The sequence below is a fragment of the Pseudomonas sp. PDM16 genome, from assembly GCF_014851865.1.
Taxonomy (GTDB): domain Bacteria; phylum Pseudomonadota; class Gammaproteobacteria; order Pseudomonadales; family Pseudomonadaceae; genus Aquipseudomonas.
On sequence record NZ_JACVAM010000004.1, the window covers coordinates 115,024 to 134,055 of the forward strand.

Here is a 19,032-nt window from a genome sequence, read left to right on the forward strand (position 1 = left end):
GGCAAGGTGGATGATTGTCCGTCGCGTGCTGTGGCCCCTGATGTTGGGCCTGCTCGGCAGTAGTCTGGTGCTGGCTGAGCAGAGGACCCTGGTGGAAGTGGCGCAGCCCGAGCGTACGCTGGTACGTGACGAGCTGATCACCTTCGGTTCGCTGCGTTCGGATGAGTCCACCATGATCCGCCCGGAAGTCGAGGGCCGAATCGCCATCCTGTATTTTCAGGAAGGCCAGGCAGTGAAATCCGGCGACCTGTTGGTCGGTCTCGACGATGCCATTGCCCGCGCTGAACTGGCCCAGGCCCGCGCCAACCTCGATCTTGCCGAGAAAAGCTTCGCTCGCGCGCAGATGCTGTTCAAGCGTGGTGCCAGCAACGCCCAGGCCCTCGACGAAGCCAGCTCCCAACAACAGGCTGCCCGTGCCAGCCTGGCTTTGTCCCAGGCGCGCTTGGACAAAACGCAGATCCGCGCGCCCTATGACGGTGTGCTCGGCCTACGCCTGGTCAGTATCGGCGACTACCTCAGCCCCGGCGAAGACATCGTCAACCTGGAAGTGCTCGACCCGCTCAAGGTCGACTTCCGCGTGCCGCAGAAGGCGGTCAGCCAGGTGCGTATCGGTCAGGTCGTGGAGCTGACGCTGGACACCTTCGGCGGCGAGCGCTTCCAGGGCAGGATCATCGCTCTCAACCCGCGGCTGGACGAGGTTGGCCGCAGCCAGGCCATTCGCGCCCAGGTGGCCAACAGCGACCACCGGCTCAAGCCCGGGCAGTTCGTCAAGGTGTCGGTGATCCTCGCCGAGCGCCCGAAGGCGCTGGTGATTCCGGAAGAGGCGGTGATGCCCATGGGCCAGCTGCTGTTCGTCAACCTGGTGGTGGATGGCAAGGTCGAGCGTCGGCAGATTCGCATCGGCCAGCGCCTGCGCGGCCGTGCCGAGGTGGTGGAAGGGCTGCAGGGTGATGAGACAGTGATCAGTGCCGGTTGGCAGAAGGTCGGCCCCGGAGATGAGGTACGCACCGTCCAGCGCGGGGAGGGCGCATGACCCTCTCCGACATCTGCATCCGCCGGCCGGTGTTCGCCACCGTGCTGTCGCTGATCATCGTTTTGCTCGGCCTGTTGGCTTACCAGCGCCTGGCGGTGCGCGAGTACCCGAACATCGACGTGCCGATCGTCACGGTCAACGTCATCTACCCCGGCGCCAGCCCGGAAATCATGGAGTCCCAGGTCGCCCAGCCGATCGAGGACGTGCTGTCCGGCATCGAGGGGCTGGACTTCGTCAGCTCCATCAGTCGCTCGGAAAACACCCAGATTACCGCCCAGTTCCGCCTTGGCAGCAACTCCGACGAGGCCGCCAACGACGTGCGTGATCGTCTGGGCCGGGTGCGTAGCCTGCTGCCGGACGAAATCGACGAACCGATGGTGCAGAAGGTCGAGGCCGATGCCCAGCCGGTGGTGTGGTTGGCCTTCTATAGCGAACGCTTCTCCGCCATGGAGATCACCGATGTGATCGAACGGGTGGTGCAGGACCGGCTGCAAATCATTCCCGGCGTGTCCGAGGTTCAGGTGCGCGGCGCGCGTACCTATGCCATGCGCATCTGGCTCGACCCGGAGAAGCTGGCTGCCCACGACCTTACCGTGCAGGACGTGGAGGATGCACTGCGCCGGCAGAACGTGGAGATCCCGGCCGGGCGCATTGAGTCGGTGCAGCGCGAGTTCAGCGTGCTGTCGGAAACCGACCTGAAGACCCCGGAGGAATTCAACCAACTGATCCTCGACGACTCGCGTGGCTATCTGTTGCGCCTGTCCGACGTCGGCCATGCCGAGATCGGTGCCGCCGACGAGCGTACGGTGGTGCGCTTTACCGGGAGACCGGCAGTGGCGGTAGGCATGGTCAAGCAGGCCACTGCCAACCCGCTAGAGATATCCGATGGCCTCAACGAGGCCTTGCCGGAGATCCGCGAGCTATTGCCGGAAGGTATGGAGATGGCGGTGGCCAACGACAACTCGCTGTTCATCCGCGAGTCGATCAAGAACGTTCAGGCCACCATCTGGGAAGCGGTGGTGCTGGTCATCCTGATCATCTTCCTGTTCCTGCGCTCACTGCGTGCCACTCTGATTCCGCTAGTGACCATTCCGGTGTCGCTGATCGGCGCCTGCGCGCTGATGGCGCTGATGGGCTTCACGATCAATACCCTGACCCTGCTGGCCATGGTCCTGGCCATCGGCCTGGTGGTGGATGATGCCATCGTGGTGCTGGAGAACATTCACCGTCACATCGAGCAGGGCATGAAACCGATGCAGGCAGCCTTCATCGGCAGCCGTGAGATCGCCTTCCCGGTGATCGCCATGACCCTGACCCTGGCGGCGGTGTATGCGCCGATCGGTTTCATGCAGGGCACGTCGGGCAAGCTGTTCACCGAGTTCGCCTGGACCCTGGCTGGGGCCGTGCTGGTGTCTGGTTTCGTCGCCCTGACCCTGTCGCCGATGATGTGCGGCCACTTGCTCAAGGCCCATGTGCCGCAGCAAAAGCACAATCGCTTCTACAACCTCATCGAAGGCTTCCTCAACGGCCTGACCTACAACTATCGCCACTTGCTCGAGCGTACCCTGCGTGCCTGGTGGGCGGTGGTGGCGCTGCTGGTGATCATCCTGCTGCTGTGTGCCTGGTTGTTCAGCGGCCTGCGCAGCGAGCTGGCGCCGACCGAGGACACCGGCACCATCGTCGGCTCGATCAACGGCCCCGACGGCGCCACCGTCGGCTACACCAGCCGCTACGCGCGGCAGCTGGAGGCGGCCTACGCCTCGGTGCCGGAGACTAATCGCTACATGGTCATCGTCGGCTTCCCCACGGTGGCCCAGGGCCTGTCGTTCATGAAGCTGGAGGACTGGGACAAGCGTTCACGCAGCCAATTCGAAATCCGCGACGAGTTGCTGCCCAAGCTGCAGGACATCCCCGGCGTGCGCGCCTTCCCGATCAACCGCCCGCCGCTGGGGCAGAGCGCGCGCAATCAGCCGGTCAATTTCGTGATTCGCTCGTCGCTGGAATATGCCGAGTTGCAGCAGTACGTCGACAAGTTGCTGGCTGAGGTGCGTGGCTACCCAGGGCTGGAGAGCCTGGATACCGACCTCAAGCTCAATACCCCGCAGCTCAAGGTCACGGTCAATCGTGAGCAGGCGGTGGCGGTGGGCACCGACGTTGCCACCATCGGCCGCAGCATGGAGAGCCTGTTCGGCAGCCGCCAGGTGACCCGCTTCAAGCAGAACGGCGAGCAGTACGACGTACTGGTGCAGCTGCAAGACGTCGACCGCAGCAACCCCGAAGACCTCAACCGGGTCTACGTGCGTGGGCGCAACGACAACATGGTGCAGCTCTCCAACCTGATCGAGGTACGCGAGACGGTGGCACCGCGCGAGCTCAACCATTTCAACCAGCTGCGTGCGGTCACGGTCAGCGCCAACGTCGGTTCCGGCTACACCTTGGGTGAGGCGCTGGATCATCTGGAAGAGAAGGCGCGGGCGATCTTCCCGCCGGACACCCAGTTCGACTACACCGGTATCTCGCGCGACTTCAAGGACTCCAGCAGTGGCGTGGCGCTGATCTTCGTGCTGGCCCTGGTGTTCATCTTCCTGGTGCTGGCGGCGCAGTTCGAGAGCTTCTTCGACCCGCTGATCATCCTGTTCAGCGTGCCGTTGTCGATGGCCGGCGCGCTGCTGGCGCTCAAGCTGTTCGGCGGCACCCTCAACATCTACTCGCAGGTGGGCCTGGTGACGCTGATCGGGCTGATCACCAAGCACGGCATCCTTATCGTCGAGTTCGCCAACCACTTGCTGCGGGAGGGGCGCGAGCTGGGCGAGGCGGTGCTGGAGGCCTCGGTGCAGCGCCTGCGGCCGATCCTGATGACCACCGGTGCCATGGTCCTCGGCTCGCTGCCGCTGGCCATCGCCACCGGGGCTGGCGCCGAGAGCCGCCAGCAGATCGGCATGGTCATCGTCGGCGGGTTGCTGGTGGGCACCTTCTTCACCCTGTTCGTGGTGCCGACGCTGTATACCCTACTGCGCCGCTGGCGGCCGCTGGGGGTGGAGCAGGGCGAGGGTGGTTTGGCTTAGGTCGTTTGCAGTCTGTGCAGTCGGCCGCTTCCGGCCGATTCTGTTGAAAAACTCGATGTGCGACAGAGCTACTTGCTCGTAGCCGGAAAAATGTACAAATCGAGCGCTTCTACGCGAAATCCAGAGCAACTCGACCAGCGCAACGATTCAGATTTCAGCCTCAGCCGCGCACTTTCGGCGAAGAAAATCTCCGAGGGAGTTTTTCAACAGAATCGGCCAGAAGCGGACGCTCGGAAGCGAGCAGCTGGCTCCGGGGAAAGCTACAACCGCTCTATGGCAGGCATATGCCATTGGCCGTCGAGCATGCTTTGTTCGGGCAAATACATCCGGCCGGTGAGGCTGAACGATCCGTCTTGGGGGATCGGTATCCAGTTGTTGTGCTGCGCGGGGCCTGGGGCCTCGCTTTGCAGCAGCAGGTCCAGCGATCCGTCCTCGTTGTAGGTGAGCTGGTCGCGGTCGCCCAAGGCGTAGCGGCTCAGTGAGTTGGCGATCAGGTATCCGTCGCCGTCATAGGCGGTCACCGACCAGAAAGCCTTGGCCGGTGGCAGCTGGCCGGCGTCGAAGTGCAGGCGGTAGCGCTGTCCGCCCTGTAGCTGCTGGCCCCGGCCATCGAGGTTAGCGTTCGGGTAGATCGCATCTGCCGCCAGGTTGGCGCCGAAGCCCGCCATGGCCACGACGGCGCGCAGACCATAGTCCTCGCCGTAGGCGCCGATATGCATCGGTGGCTGGCGCCAGCCGTTGACCAGCCCGTCGCGGCGTTGCAGCGAGTTGTGCATCTCCCTTTCTGCCAGCCATACGCCAAAGCGCATGGTCTGGGTTTGCAACCAGTTCCACTCTGGCGCTACGCCATCGCTGCTTACGCCGAGTCGTTCCAGTTCGGCGATGGCTACCGCGTCGATTGCAGCGGCGGGGTTGTCCGGCAACAGTGTCGCCAGGCGGCTGAAGAAGTCCGGCGCCGTCAGCGCGCGAATCTGGTACAGCGGCGACACCCCAGGTTCTTCCGGCAGGGGGAAGGGCAGGGCAGGGCTGTTGGTGTTCTGCTGCCAGTCCCTCAGGCTGCGCAGCTGGATGCCGGCCTGGATCGCATGCACGGCTGGGTAGTCGGCCTTGCCGTTGGTCTGGATGCGCCCCAGCAGCCAGCTGATGCGGGTTGGTGAGCGCAACAGTGTCAGGCCGGCTGGCACCTCTCCGTTCCAGTTGGGGCCGGCCAGCAGAAAGCGCCCACCCTCGCTGCCGAGAGTGCGGGTGCCGAGGCTGGCGAACACGTTGCTCCAGCCATCGAGGAACTGCATCAGCAGGTAGCGCTGGCTTGCCGGCACTTCGAAGACCCAGGGGCCGGCATCCATATCCAACCAGGCCTGGCTGTAGAGCGTGTCCACGTTGGGACGGACGAACTCGCGGAAGTCGGCGTCGGGGAAGGTTGGCATGTGTACCAGCCGGTTGGCGGGAGCTATGCCGGCGACGAAGTTGTGGCGGGTCAGGTCGGCCAGCACCAGGGGATAGCCGAACACGTATCCGCGGGCCGCCAGGCGCAGGGTCTCGAGCTGGCTCCAGACCAGGCCGGCGCCCAGCAGGAGTACCAGCAGGCTCGCAGCGATCGTGCTCTTCCAGAGGGGGCTTGGCTTTCGCGATGGAGTGTTCATGGTCGTTTCCAGTATCGAATCATTCGGCGAGTCGAGCGGCTATGGTTGCAATCGCTCACCCGTGCCAGCATGAAAAAGCCCCGAGGCCAGAGAGTGCTCGGGGCATACGGGGCAATATCCCCGAGGTGTCGCACAGCCTACGGCAGGCGCTTAATAGCAGGTGGCAGCCACTGCTTGTTCAGCACCGAGTCCTCGGGCCAGTACAGGCGCAGGAACAGGCTGAAGTCGTCTGTCGGAGCCGGCAGCCAGTTGCTCAACTGCTCGGGTGTCTGCGGTTGCTCGTGCTGCACGTACAGATCCAGCGAGCCGTCGGCGTTGTAGTGCAGGTCACTGCCATCGCTGAGGGCATAGCGGTTCAGCGGATTGGCGCTGAGAAATTGCTGGCCGTTGTATAGGGTCAGCGACCAGAAGGCGCGCACCGGCGGCAGTTGCTCCTTGCTGAAGTGCAGCACGTAGCGATGCTCGCCGCTCAACGGTTGGCCGTCCTGGTCCTTCCACAGGTTGGGGTAGATGGCATCTGCGGCGAGGTTGGCGCCGAGGGCGATCTTCGCCACCACTGCCCGTTGCTCGTAGCGGGTGCCGTACTCGCCCAGGTCGTAACCGATGCGCCAGCCGTTGTAGGTCGGCAGCTCCTCGAGCAGTTGCCGGGCGTTGGCCAGGGCTTCCTGCACCTTCCTGTAGCCGAGTGAGCTGCCGAACTTCTGCAGCGGCGAGAGCTGCGCCGTGCAGCCTTCGCCGAGCAGGCCGGTGGCCTGGATGCGCTGCATCATCGGTGCATCGGCACTGGCAGGTGGGTTGTCCTTGAGCAGGCGGCAGAAGGTGGCGAAGAACTCGTCCTGGCTCCAGGTCGCCACCTGGCGATCCGGTGACGGGCTCAGTGCCAGGCGTGGCAGCTCGACCATGGCCACCGGCGTGGCCGGGCCGGTCGGCTGCCCCTGCCAGCTGCTCAGCGGCATCAGCTTGAAGTGCTCCTGCAGTTGGGTGACGGCCTGGTAGTCGTGCTCATTGGCGCTGCGGATGCGCCCGATCAGCCAGGCCAGTTGCGTGGGCACGCGCACCAGTTCCAGACCTGCCGGCGTTTCACCGTGCCAGTCCGGCCCGGCCACCAGGTAGCGTTTCGGTGCGGTGCCGATGGTGCGGGTGCCGGGGCTGATCACCACGTTGCTCCAGGCATCCATGATCTGCAGCATGTAGAAGCGCCCGCTGGTATCGGGGATCTCCATCACCAGCGGCTCGTGGCGCAGGTCGAAGTGGCTGATGCTGTAGAGCGTGTCGATGTTCGGCGAAACCACGCCATTGAAGCCTGGGTCGGGGAAGCGCTTGGCGTGGTTGAAACGGTTCATGGCGCTGGTGCCGATCAGCATCTGGTGTTGCTTGGTGACTTCCATCATCACCAGCGGGTAGCCGAACAGGTAGGCCTGAGCGGTTTCCCGGGCTTGCTGGATGACGCTGTAGCCGCAGAGGCCGGCGGCGAGCAGCGCGCCGGCTCCGATGCCCAGGCCCCAGCGCTGTTTCTTGCTGAGTGGCATGTCGCTTACTCCTCGGTATCAGCGGACGCCGGCATTGCGCAGCGCGGTGGGGGTGTATTCGGCGGCGAGGGACTCGAAGCCGAACTCCAGGCCGCCGCGCTCTTCGTTGCGCATGCCGGAAACGATGTAGCGGCCGTTGATCAGGTCGTACAGCGCCTCCACGCTCAGCCAGGGCAGTTGCTGGTCGTAGCGGTAGCTCTGGTAGCCCTCGCCGGTGCGCCACAGGGTGTTGCGCGCGTCGTAGTGGTCGGCCAGGGCGATCTGCCAGGTGTCCTCGTCAATGTACAGCTCGCGCTTGGCGTAGATATGGCGCTGGCCGGCCTTGAGCGTGGCCTGCACCACCCAGACGCGGTGCTTCTCGTAGCGGGTCAGGTCGGAGTTGATGTGCCCCGGTTTGACCAGGTCGGCGTACTTCAGCTTGGGCGAGTCGAGCTGGTAGTTGTTGTAGGGGATGTACATCTCCTTCTTGCCGACCAGCTTCCAGTCGTAGCGATCCGGGGCGCCGTTGAACATGTCCAGGTTGTCCGCCACGCGCTGGCCTTCGGAGGCCGGGTAAGGGCCGTCGTAGGCGACCTGCGGCGCGCGGCGCACACGGCGCTGGCCGGCGCTGTAGAGCCAGGCCATGCGCGGCTCCTTGACCTGGTCCAAGGTCTCGTGGACCAGCACCACGTCGCCGGACAGGCGCGCCGGCGCGGTGACCATCTGCTTGTAGTAGAACAACACGTTGCCCGGGTTCTGCGGATCGAAGCCCTTGACCTTGTCGCGGTAGCTGAGCTGTTGCTTGAAGTGCACCTGGGTGAAGGTGCCGTTGGCCAGCGGCGTGGCTTGCACATGGCTGCGCCGGGCGCTGCCGCCGCGATAGCGGGTGATGTGGTTCCACACTACTTCCAGGCCGTTTTGCGGAATCGGGAAGGGGATGGCGGTATCCAGGTTCTGCAGGCCGTTGCCGCCGGCGATCAGGCTGGAACTCACCGCGTTGCGCGCGATGGCCTGGTAAACCGGGTCGGGTAGGGCGGCGCTGCGATGGGTCGGGAACACGCGCAGGCGATAGGTTTGCGGGTAGCGCTTGAGCATCGCCAGCTGCCCCGGGCTCAGCTGCTCGCGGTACTGCTCGGCATTCTGCGCGGTGATGGTGAACAGCGGCTGCTCGCCTTCGAACGGGTTGCTGAGGAAGTCCGCTGCATCGATGGTGCCGGCATCCTTCGCCAGGCCGCCGGTCCAGGCAGGGATCGAGCCATCGGCGTTGCCGGCTTTCTCGGCGCCGACTGGCGTCAGTGTGGTGCCCAGCTTGGCTGCTTCCTCGGCGCTGACGGCGGCTTGTGTTGCGCTGCAGATCAGGCTGGCGAGCAGGGTAAGGATCAGAGGTGTGCTTTTCATTGTTATGTCTCCGCTCAGAATGACACGCCGAAACTCAGCGCCACGAAATCGCGGTCTTCGTTCACGTTGTAATCGCCACCGAAGTAGTTGGTGATCGACAGGCTGGCGCTGTAGGTGGTGAGGTAGGTGGCGTCGATGCCGAGGCTGATGGCCTTGGAGCCTTCGTTGAAGCCCGGCTCCGGGCCATAGCCGCTGACGTCGTGCGACCAGGCCAGGTTGGGGTTGAGCTGTACGCCGGGGATCAGGTTGCTGAACTCCCAGATGGCACGCGCCCGATAGCCCCAGGAGTGGCCGGTGGTGAAGCCATCGTCGTTGCAGTTGGCGGCCGACTTGACGTTGGTGATGTCGGTGCAGATCGAGTTGTCCGGATACAGCGCGCCCTGGCCGTACTGCGTGCTACGGCCGTAGCGCACACCGTCCTTGCCCTCCAGGCCGCCGATCCAGGTCATGCCGACCTCACCGATCAGGGTCAGGCGATCCGCGCCCATCACCTGATCGAAGAAGTGGGTGGCGGTGACCTGCGCCTGGGTCACTTCCTTGCGCCGGTAACCGTAGATGTCCTGGTTGTTGCCGAGCGGGGTGTCGCCGGAGCTCACCAGCGGCGTGATGGGCGCGATGCCCACCACGGCAGAGACCTGGTCGATCGGGTTGATCTGGATCGGCATGTTCGGCCGATAGCTGATCTCGCCAGCCAGGGTGGTGCCGGTTTCCAGGCTGGTGTTGAAGCTCAGCCCGTAGAGGCGGATGTCCTCGGGAAATGCGGCGAAGTAGCGCGCGGTGCCCAGGCGATAGGCCTGTACCAGACCTTGACCATTGGCACTGCCGATGAAGCCGGCGCAGCCCGGCCCGGGAATGCCCAGGTTGGCACACAGCTGCGGGGCGAAATCCAGGTTGGTGGTGTTCGGTCCGGTGGTGGTGCTGAAGTACGGCTGGCGGCTGTGGTAGTTGATGAAGTAGCCGGCGAACTCGCTGTTCAGCTCCGGGGCGAACCAGCGTAGGGCCATGCCCCACTGGCCACCGTCGCGGGCATCGCGGTCGCCGCTGCGCGGCACCTTCACACCTTCGTCGGTGAGCAGGATGCCGAACGGGCTGAGCGCAGCCTGAGCCGCGGCATTTTGGTCGAGCGCCGGGCCGTTGCGCAGGTTATCGCAACCCTCGGCGATCACGTCGGTCTGGGAGAAGAAGGTGCCGCAGTTGTCGACCACCGTCTGGTCCCACTCCAGCTGGTAGAAGCCTTCGGCGGAGAGGTTGTCGGTGATGTTCTGCGACAGGTAGAACATATTCACCGGGATCAGACCCTCCTTGATCTCCGCGCCCGGGCGGCGGAAGGCAGCGACGTCCACCGGGTTGATGCTGTTGATGCCGCCGGGAATGAAGGTGCTCTCGCCCCAGCTCACCACCTGCTTGCCGAGGCGCACCGCGCCGGGCAGCTCGCCGATCAGGTAGTTGTGGTAGGCGAATGCGTCGAGCAGCTGCGCGCCGGCGGACTTGGCGCCTTCCTTGCTGTTGCTGTCGTCGATGTCCTTGTAGCCGCGGCTCTCGTCCTTGAGCTCGAAGTCGTACCAGTACTTGCCGCGCAGGAACACGCCGGTATCGCCGTGCTTGAGCTCCAGGTCGTGGATGCCCTTGAAGATCTTCGAGAAGGTCTTGCCCTGTTCGAAATTGCGCCGCCCGTCATCGCCGCTGCGGTAGATGATCAGCTCCTCGCTCGGGTTGCGCAGCGCCCAGCTGGCGCCGACCGAGAGGTTGGAGTCGAGCTGGCCTTCGATCTCGCCGAGCTGGAAGTTCACTGCGGCCGCGGGCATCGCAGCAAGGCTGACGGCGAGGGCAAGGCTGGCCTGCCGCCATGGGGGTTGAATGGGGTTCATTGCGTGACTACCTCTTGTTCTTGTGGGTTGGTCTGTTACGCGTTTTTCGGTTTTCCGGGCATGAGCGAGCCTGTGGCCGGCTCCGGAGCGCCGGCCTGGGTAAGGCAGGATTGGCAGGTGTGGGTTAGAGGCGAATTTCCATCGCGTCCTCCCCGAGCGTGATCTCGCCCGAGTAGCGTTCGGACATGCCGCTGAGGAACATCCTGCGGCTGATGAAGTTGGTCGGGCTGGGGATCAGGTGGGTCAGCACCAGGTGGCGAACCTTGGCTTGCTCGGCCAGCTTGGCCAGCGCCAGGGTGTCGGCGTGGTACTCCAGCACGCGCACCGCCTGGGTGGCCTTGGCCTGTTGGCCGGTGCGCTGCAGCGCGGCTGAGCCCAGGTGGATCATCTGGCTGTTGATCGCCTCGTGGACGACCAGATCGGCGTCCTGCATGGCCGCCAGGTAGCGCTCGCTGACTCGGGTGTCGCCGCTGATGAACACCTTCTTGCCGTTGTAGCTCAGCAGGTAGCCGTAGGCTGGATCGACCGGGTGATGGTCGACGCGGTAAGCGTCGACGGTCACGCCGCCCTGGTCATAGATGCGCTGCGATTCCTGGCCGGCGGCGAGGTTCACCGGGTGGGCCTGGGCGAAACCCAGCGCGCTGGCCACCGGTGGCAGGGCGTGCAGGTGACGGAACTGCACGTCCTCCTGGTAGGCCAGCTGCAGGCCCTGGACCACGCGCTCGACGCCGCTCGGGCCATAGACTTCGAACGGTGTTTTGCGGCCGTTGATCCAGGTGTGGTTGATCAGCCCGCCGAGGCCGTTGAAGTGGTCCGAGTGCCAGTGGGTGATGAATACGCGGGTCAGCGCCGCCAGTGGCACATGGTTGTTCTCCACGTTGCGCATGGCGTTCTCGCCGGCGTCGAACAGGAACAGCCGCCCGCCGGCGGACACCAGCGTGCAGGCCTGGCCACGTGGGGCGTTGATCTGCGGTGTGCCGGTGCCACAGAGAATCACGCGGATGCTGCCGTCGTCCTGGGTCAGCGAGTAGTCGGTCTTGTCCTTGACCTCGGCATCCATGATGGCGTTCTGCAGGCGTTCGCAGCCGCCGAGGGTGAGGGCCAGCAGCGTGAGCGCTGCCATTCGGGTCAGGTGTCGCATAGGCATTCCTTGTTGTTCTTGTCGTTGTTCTAGGTGTTCAGTTGATCCAGTCGATCTGGAAGCTGTAGCGCCCCAGCGCCTGGGCCAGGCCGTCGCGTTGCAGGCCCGCAGTGATCTGTGCGACCAGGCCGCGGCGGGCGTCCTGCACCACTTCCACGGGCAGCTCAGTGAGGCCCAGTTCGGCCGCCTCCTGGCGCACCACGCGGGCGATCTCGCGCTGCTGCAGGGCCGGTTTGAAGATCTTGCCCACCGGGGTGACCGGCAGCGCGTCGAGAATCTCGATGCGCTTGGGCACAGCCGCGCGCTCGCTGATCTGGCGGCTGGCAAAGTCGAGCAGTTCGGCGCTGTCGGCCTGCTGCCCGGCGGTGAGTTGCACATAGGCCACCGGCACCTCGCCGGCGTGCGCGTCGGGGCAGCCAACCGCCGCCACCAGCGCCACCGCCGGGTGGCTCTGCAGCGCCTCTTCGATCTGCTTTGGGTCGATGTTGTGGCCGCCGCGGATGATCAGTTCCTTCTTGCGCCCAGTGAGCCAGAAGTAGCCGGCGGCGTCCTGGCGGCCGAGGTCGCCGGTGTTGAGCCAGCGGCGGCCGTCGATCTCGATCCATACGCCACGGTTGTGGCTGGCATCCAGGTAGCCGGCGAACACATTGGGGCCGTGGATGGCGATGATCCCGACCTCGTCGGTGTCGGCGTCGCGCAGGTACTTACCTTGCTCGTCGAGAATCAGCGCGCGCATGTCCTGGTAGGCCAGGCGCAGGCCGATGGAACCGATCGGGCGCTGGCCCTCCGGCGGGTTGCTCGACGAGACGCAGGCGCCCTCGGTCAGGCCGTAGCCCTCGAGGATGCGCACGCCGCTGCGCTGCTCGAACTCGCGGAACAGCTCCAGCGGCATCGGCGCCGCACCGCACAGCGCGTACTGCAGGCTGGACAGGTCGCGACCATCGATAGGTTGCTGCAGCAGCGCCGAATACACGGTCGGTACGCCGGAGAAGAAGTTGATGCCGAAGTGCTCGACCATCGCCCAGAAGCGTGCGATCACGCCATCGCCGCGGTAGCCCTGGGGCGTGCCGATGATCACCCGGTCGCCGTGGGTCCAGGGCATCAGCCCAGTGACCAGTTGGCCATTGACGTGGAACAGCGGCAGGCCGCAGAAAATCACCTGGCCTGGCTCGCGTGGCTGCAGGTTGGCGGCCATGGCCCAGGCATTGAACACTTCCGAGCCGTGGCTGCGGATGGCGATCTTCGGCAGGCCGGTGGTGCCGCCGGTGCAGAAGTACGAGGAGTGCTCCTCGCCACGGATCTGCCGGCCGCTGTTCAGGCGCTCAGCGGGCTGGCGCTGCATCAGGTTGCGCAGGTCATGGATGCGCCGGCCGCGCTGGCGGCTTTTTTCGCGCCAGGCCAGCCAGCGCAGGGCCAGGCCGGGCAGGGCGCCGACATAGGGCGCCATGCTGACCCAGACGACATCACGTACGGACGGCAAGTGGTCGAGCTGGCTGGCCAGCTTCGGCCACAGGTCGCTGCCTGGAGTTGGTGCTAGGGTCACCACCAGCTTGGCGTTGGCCGCGCGCAGCAGCTCGCCGATTTGCGCCGCCTCCAGCAGCGGGTTGATGGCCATGACGATGCCGGCGGCTTCGCCACCCCAGATGGTGAAGTGGGTTTCCGGCAGGTTGGGCAGCAGGAAGGCCACCACATCCTTGGGACCGATGCCCAGTTCATGGAAGGCGTTGGCCGCGCGGGTGATGTCGGCGAACAGCTCGGCGTAGCTCCAGTCGTGGCTGTCGTGGAAGGCCTTGGCGTCGACGAAGAAGCTCAGCGCCGGGTCATCGGCATGTTTGGCCGCGCAGCGTTGTAGCGCGGCATAGGTGCTGGCCGGCAGGTTGTGCCGTTCGAGCGGGATGCTCTCGATGGCCTCGATATCGGCCAGGTTCTTGACCGCCATCAGCCTTGCACCACGCTGTTGCGCTGCACGCCGAGGTCGATCACGCCGTCTGCGCTGCGGATGCTGGCTTCCACCCGATCGCCGGCCTTGAGGTACTGGCTGCGGTCGGCCTGGGCCTTCATGAACAGCTTCCACTTGGTCGCTTCCGGCAGCAGTGCGGCGATGCGCTGCTTGCCCGGCGAGGGAACGGACAGCGCACAACCGGCCGGGGTGCCGGTGGCGATCAGGTCGCCGGCGAAGAAGTCCTGCACACCGGACAGCTCGCTGAGGGTTTCCGCCGGGCCGTAGACCAGGTTGGCGGTGCTGTCCTGCTGGCGCACCTGGCCGTTGACGGTCAGGCGCAGCTGCAGCTTCTTCAGGTAGCCCATGTCCTGCGGGCCGAGCAGGCAGAGGAACGGGCCGACCGGGCCGAAGGTGCGGAAGCTCTTGCCCTTGTAGAACTGCATCTGCGGGATCTGGATATCGCGCGCCGAGTAGTCGTTGACGATCACCACGCCGGCGACGAACTCGTGCAGGTTGGCCTCGGTCACCGCGACCTTGCTGCTGATGGCGCGACGCAGCACCAGGCCCAGTTCGATCTCGTAGTCGAGAAAGCGTACTTCGCGCGGTTTGATCAGTTCGCTGTCGGCGGCAACGATGCAGCTCTGCGCCTTGGTGAAGATCATGTTGAAGTGCTTCACGTCCGGGTCCATACCCGACTCGATCATGTGCTGACGGTAGTTGGCGCCCTGGCAAACGAACTGCTGGTCACGGGTCACCGGCGACAGCAGCTTGACCTCACCCAGCGTCAGCTCGCCATCCGGCAGCGCGGCCAGCTCCTCCAGGCGCGTACCGGCGATCAGCGCGCCGGTGCTGGCGAACTCGCCGGCAATGCGGCTGATGCGCTCGCCGCGGATGACACCCCACTGGCGTGTGTTCTGGTGTTCGAAGTGGACGACATGGACGGGCATGGAAGCGACTCCTGGTACTGCGGTGGGCCGCTCGCTGGCGGCGTTTTGTTGTTCCTGGGCGGCCAGGCTGGCCGCGGGTAGCAACGCTGCTGCACCGGCCAGCACGGCGCCGCTCTTGAGTAGATCGCGGCGACTCCAGTGCGGCATGGCGTGGGCCTAGCCGAACATCCGCGCCAGCGTGACCAGCTTGCGCAGGGTCACATCCGGGCTGCGGCGCAGGTTGCGCAGCAGGGCGCGCACGGCGGCGAAGTTCATTACCGGCTTGGTAAAGCTCTTGGGCATGCGCTGGCCCCACTGCGCCATGGCCTCCGGGCTCACCGCGTGCAACTCGGTCGGCTGCTCGACGGTGAACAGATCGCCGTCGCAGTAGTGCTCGTGCTTGTCGCCCCAGGGGTCCTGCCAGTAGTCGAAGATCTGGCTGCCGAGAATGTGCCGGCCGATGCCCCAGGCATGTTTCCAGCCGCGCTCCTGCAGCACGCGTTGGCCCATGCCCACGGCGTCGGCATCCACCACCTCATAGGCGCTGTGGCTGTAGGCGGCCATGAAGCCCTGGGCGAGGGCCAGGGTGTGGTGGTCGGCCGGGGTATTGCCCAGATTCAGGCGCAGGAAAGTCACCGCCGGCGAGCCATCGGGCAGTACCTGCACGTCGCTGGGGATGAAGCCGAAGTGCTGGGTGTACCAGGCGCAGGTGGCCTGGTAGTCGGCCACCTCGAGCACCACATGACCGAGCTTGATGATCTCCGGCGGCGCAATGGGTGGGCGCTGCGTGGCATTGATGCGAGGAATCTCGTCGACCACGTTGAGCGGCAGTGCGGCGCGATGCGGTAGGGGCTGCACGCTCTGCTGGCCGAGGATCGCCTCGACCAAGAAGCCGGACGGGTCGGTAAGCCGCACGCATTCGCCGCCACCGGGCGTGCTCAGGGCTTCGATGACCGAGGCGCCGGGCAGGGCGCTCAGGCGTTCGAGATCAGAGCGTTCGGCCACGAGCAGGCCGAAGCCGACGAAGCGCGCCTGGTCCGCCTGGGCGACCCGGTAGCAGTAGGGCGCCGAGCCGGTGCCGCGCAGATACAGGCAATTGGCATCGCGCCGCACCGGATGCAGGCCGAAGTCGCCGAGAAAGCGTGCCGATTTGTCCAGGTCTGGGCGTTCGAAGATCAGGTGGGCCAGCGCCTGGGCCTTCACCGTGGGCTGCGGATGGCGCGCCGGCTGGGCCGTGGCGAGCGTGGGTTGAGCGGTTTGCGCTGTCATTATTGTTGTTCTCCGAGGCCTTTTTCGGGCAAAGCCGGGCCCTGCGACCCTGCAGAGCAGGGCCGTTGGCATGTTCGATGAGTGCTGGTTAGGCCGCTGGTGGAAGGGCGGGCAACTCGGTGGTCGCCAGCTGGCGCGCCTCCTCGTCGCTTACGCCCAGAGCCTTGAGCACCAGTTCGGCGGTGTCGCTACCCGCTTCACGCCAGGCCTTGATGCCTTCGCCGACCAGAAACATGGCGCCCAGCGTGGTGCTGGAAACCAGTGTGATGACCGCGATCAGTTGCTCCTGGCGAAACTTGTAGCGCCCCTGTTGCAGTCCTTGCAGCAGGTCGGCAGTCGCCTGGCTGTAGAACATCTCGCGCAGCGAAGCGTCGCTCATCGCGAAGCGGTTGAGGAACGCGCCCCAATGGGGTTCCTCGTGCGTGCGGCGGATGAAAAAACGAATGCCGTTGGCCAGCCGCTCGGCAGGGTCCTGGAGGTCGGCAAAGCTCTTGCTGACCCGTACGTGCATTTCCTTGCTCAGTTGGCTGGCGACCTGCGTGAACAAATGGTCGATGGTTTCGACGTTGTTGTAGATGGTCCCGCGGGCAACACCCGCTTCCTGAGCCAGGTCACTGATGCTCACCTGGCTGACGCCGCGCTCGGCGAAGAGGCGGAGTGCGGCCTGGTGGATGCGGCGCTGGGCTGAGTTGAGAGATTCCACGACGTTAGGGCTCCAGGTTCCAGATACCTCAAATTGAACACATGTGTCCAAAATTGGTCAACGAAATTTTATTTTTATTCGCTTCTGATGCTGCGCTTATCTAATAAATAATTGAATTTAAACGAATATATTTTTTGCGGTGAGCGTTTCAGAGGAATATGCAGAAATTTGGGTATTTGATTTATTTGGACATTGGTGTTCAATTTTGTTCGCAAGTGTTCTGTTGCCTGAGGCAACGCCTGCGAGACATAACAACAATGAGCATCCAGCAAGGCCGCATCGACGTTCACCATCACATCATCCCGCCCGTCTATACCGAAGCCATCTACCGCCACGGCCTGCAGTTGCATGCTGGCGCGCCGCTGCCGAAGTGGACGCCGGAGAAGTCGCTGGAGGTGATGGACCTCAACGGCATCCAGCGCGCCATCACCTCGCTGACCACGCCTGGTGCGCACCTTGGTGGCGGTGTGGGGCAGGCCAGTGACCTGGCCCGCGCCTGCAACGAATATTCCGCTGACCTCTGCCAGCAGCATCCCGAGCGTTTCGGCAGCTTCGCCCTGTTGCCGCTGCCGTTCACCGAAGCCGCCTGTGCCGAGGCGATCCACGCGCTGGACGTGCTCAAGGCCGACGGCGTGGTGGTGTTCGGCAGCAACGACGGCGTGTTCCTCGGCGATCCGCGCCTCGATGAACTGATGGCCGAGTTGGATCGCCGCGCCGCAGTGGTTTTCGTGCATCCCAACTTGCATCAGACCAGCGAGCAGCTGGGCATGCAGGCGCCGGGTTTTCTCATCGAATTCCTCTGCGACACCAGCCGTGCGGCGGTCAACCTGATCCTTACCGGCACGCTGGAGCGCTACCCGCGCATTCGCTGGATTCTTGCCCACGGTGGCGGCTTCGTGCCGTACGTGGCCTGGCGGGTATCGCTGGCCAATGCCTTGCCACAGTTCCAGGACAAGGCGCCGCAAGGCGTGATGGCCTACCTCAAGCGCTTCTACTTCGACACCGCGCTGTCACCGTCGCGCTACTCGATGGCGGCGCTCAAGGCGCTGGTCGAGCCCTCGCACATCCTCTTCGGCAGCGACTTCCCGTTCGCCCCGGCGCCACTGACCACGCTGCAGTGCCAGACCCTCGAAGAGAACCCGCTGTGGTCGGCCGAGCAGCTCTACGGCATCCACCGTGGTCATGCGCTGAGCCTGTTTCCGCAGTACCGGCAGGCTGACGAGCAGATGACGCCGGCACCGATCTATGCCGACGAATCCTTCTCCAGCCGCATGAAGCGCAGCCTGACCCGCCCGGTCGGTGCCTTCGTCGAGCGTGTGCGCAGTCGCTGAGGTTTGAGATGAAACGACGAGAATTCATGGTCGGTGCCGGCGTGCTCGCCGGCGCCTCGCTGCTGGTCGATGGCCTGCCGGCACTCGGCGCGTCGGGAGAGCCGGAGCAATTACCTGATTCGGCACTGCCCGCGACTGCACTGCCTGCAGCGGGGCGTATCGATGTGCATCATCACCTGTTGCCGCCGTTCTACGCCGAGGCGCTGCGTCGCCAGGGGCTTGATCGAGTGGCCGGGGTGCCGTTGCCGCAATGGACGCCGGAGCAGTCGCTGGCGCTGCTCGATACCAAGGGCATGCAGACTGCGATCCTGTCGTTGCCTTCGCCCGGCGTCTGGTTCGGTGATGCGCGCGTCGCCAGCGATCTGGCGCGGAGCAGCAACGAGTACGCCGCCGAGCTGGTGCAGCGCCATCCCGGACGCTTCGGCAGTTTCGCCACGTTGCCGCTGCCGGCTACCGAGCAGGCCTGCGCCGAGGCGATTCATGCGCTGGATGTGCTCAAGGTCGACGGCGTGATGCTGCTCGCCAGCAACGCCGGGGTGTTCCTCGGTGATCCGCGCTTCGAGGAGCTGATGGCCGAGCTGGATCGCCGCGAGGCAACCGTGTTCGTCCATCCCAACTTGCACCCGAGCAGCCAAACGCTGGAGCTGGATACGCCCGGCTTCCTCCTCGAATTCGTCTGCGACACCACCCGTGCGGCGGTCAATCTGATCCTCACCGGCACCCTGGAGCGCTATCCGCACATCCGCTGGATTCTCGCCCACGCCGGCGGCTTCTTGCCGTACGCGGCGTGGCGGATCTCGCTCGCCAACGCCATGCCGCAGTTCCAGGAGCAGGCGCCGCAAGGGGTGATGAGCTACCTGCAGCGTTTCTACTTCGACACCGCGCTGGCACCGGCCGCGCCGTCGATGGCGGTGCTACGCGAGCTGGTCGCGCCAAGCCAGGTGCTGTTCGGCAGCGACTTCCCGTTCGCGTCGGCGAGCCTTGTCGAGCAGCAGCTAACCGAGCTCGACAGCGCCTCGCCGTGGTCGCCGGAGCAGCTCGCCGGTATCGCCCGTGGTCATGCCCTGAGCCTGTTCCCACGCTTCGCCGGCCACGGTGAGACGGTGGTTGCCGCACCGCGTTACCAATCCGAATCCACCCTGCACTGGCTGGGGCGGACCGCCACCCAACCGCTCGCTGCCCTGGCGCAGCGCCTGAAGGACTGA

The 19,032-nt window shown here is 65.0% G+C and carries 13 protein-coding genes; 4 read left to right on the forward strand and 9 right to left on the reverse strand.

The window, feature by feature from the left end; all coding sequences use genetic code 11:
- Positions 1 to 10 precede the first annotated feature (10 nt).
- Positions 11 to 1,033, forward strand: coding sequence for an efflux RND transporter periplasmic adaptor subunit (locus IB234_RS15445; RefSeq protein WP_192319413.1), 1,023 nt, complete (start codon positions 11 to 13; stop codon positions 1,031 to 1,033).
- Positions 1,030 to 4,098 (forward strand): efflux RND transporter permease subunit, encoded by a 3,069-nt coding sequence (locus IB234_RS15450; RefSeq protein ID WP_192319415.1) that lies wholly within the window; start codon positions 1,030 to 1,032, stop codon positions 4,096 to 4,098. Before IB234_RS15445 ends, IB234_RS15450 begins: the two co-directional genes overlap by 4 nt.
- Positions 4,099 to 4,358: 260 nt before the next feature.
- Here IB234_RS15450 and IB234_RS15455 read toward each other — a convergent pair whose 3' ends face one another.
- From IB234_RS15455 to IB234_RS15495, 9 genes are all read right to left on the reverse strand, one after another.
- Positions 4,359 to 5,741 carry a DUF1254 domain-containing protein gene (locus IB234_RS15455; protein ID WP_192319417.1) on the reverse strand — a complete coding sequence of 461 codons (1,383 nt, stop codon included), beginning with the start codon at positions 5,739 to 5,741 and terminating at the stop codon, positions 4,359 to 4,361.
- 137 nt (positions 5,742 to 5,878) lie between these two features.
- Positions 5,879 to 7,270, reverse strand: coding sequence for a DUF1254 domain-containing protein (locus tag IB234_RS15460; protein ID WP_192319419.1), 1,392 nt, complete (start codon positions 7,268 to 7,270; stop codon positions 5,879 to 5,881).
- A gap of 18 nt (positions 7,271 to 7,288) precedes the next feature.
- Positions 7,289 to 8,647, reverse strand: a complete 1,359-nt coding sequence (locus IB234_RS15465) for a DUF1329 domain-containing protein (RefSeq protein ID WP_192319422.1) — start codon at positions 8,645 to 8,647, stop codon at positions 7,289 to 7,291.
- A gap of 14 nt (positions 8,648 to 8,661) precedes the next feature.
- Entirely contained in the window at positions 8,662 to 10,515 is a 1,854-nt protein-coding gene (locus tag IB234_RS15470) for a DUF1302 domain-containing protein (RefSeq protein WP_192319424.1), read from the reverse strand.
- Positions 10,516 to 10,639: 124 nt separating this feature from the next.
- Positions 10,640 to 11,656 carry an MBL fold metallo-hydrolase gene (locus IB234_RS15475; protein WP_192319426.1) on the reverse strand — a complete coding sequence of 339 codons (1,017 nt, stop codon included), beginning with the start codon at positions 11,654 to 11,656 and terminating at the stop codon, positions 10,640 to 10,642.
- A 37-nt stretch (positions 11,657 to 11,693) separates the two neighbouring features.
- Positions 11,694 to 13,595: an acyl-CoA synthetase gene (locus IB234_RS15480; RefSeq protein WP_192319428.1), complete on the reverse strand. Its 1,902-nt coding sequence runs from the start codon at positions 13,593 to 13,595 to the stop codon at positions 11,694 to 11,696.
- Entirely contained in the window at positions 13,595 to 14,545 is a 951-nt protein-coding gene (locus IB234_RS15485) for a fumarylacetoacetate hydrolase family protein (protein ID WP_318652033.1), read from the reverse strand. The genes IB234_RS15480 and IB234_RS15485 overlap by 1 nt, the downstream gene beginning before the upstream one ends.
- 156 nt (positions 14,546 to 14,701) lie before the next feature.
- Entirely contained in the window at positions 14,702 to 15,793 is a 1,092-nt protein-coding gene (locus tag IB234_RS15490) for a VOC family protein (protein WP_192319432.1), read from the reverse strand.
- 88 nt (positions 15,794 to 15,881) lie between these two features.
- On the reverse strand, positions 15,882 to 16,496 hold the full coding sequence (locus IB234_RS15495; RefSeq protein ID WP_192319434.1) for a TetR/AcrR family transcriptional regulator: 615 nt from the start codon (positions 16,494 to 16,496) through the stop codon (positions 15,882 to 15,884).
- 257 nt (positions 16,497 to 16,753) lie between these two features.
- Here IB234_RS15495 and IB234_RS15500 point away from each other — a divergent pair, with 257 nt between their 5' ends.
- Together IB234_RS15500 and IB234_RS15505 are read left to right on the forward strand one after the other, a co-directional pair.
- Positions 16,754 to 17,827, forward strand: a complete 1,074-nt coding sequence (locus IB234_RS15500; protein ID WP_192319436.1) for an amidohydrolase family protein — start codon at positions 16,754 to 16,756, stop codon at positions 17,825 to 17,827.
- Between the two features lie 8 nt (positions 17,828 to 17,835).
- Positions 17,836 to 19,032: an amidohydrolase family protein gene (locus IB234_RS15505; protein ID WP_225580625.1), complete on the forward strand. Its 1,197-nt coding sequence runs from the start codon at positions 17,836 to 17,838 to the stop codon at positions 19,030 to 19,032.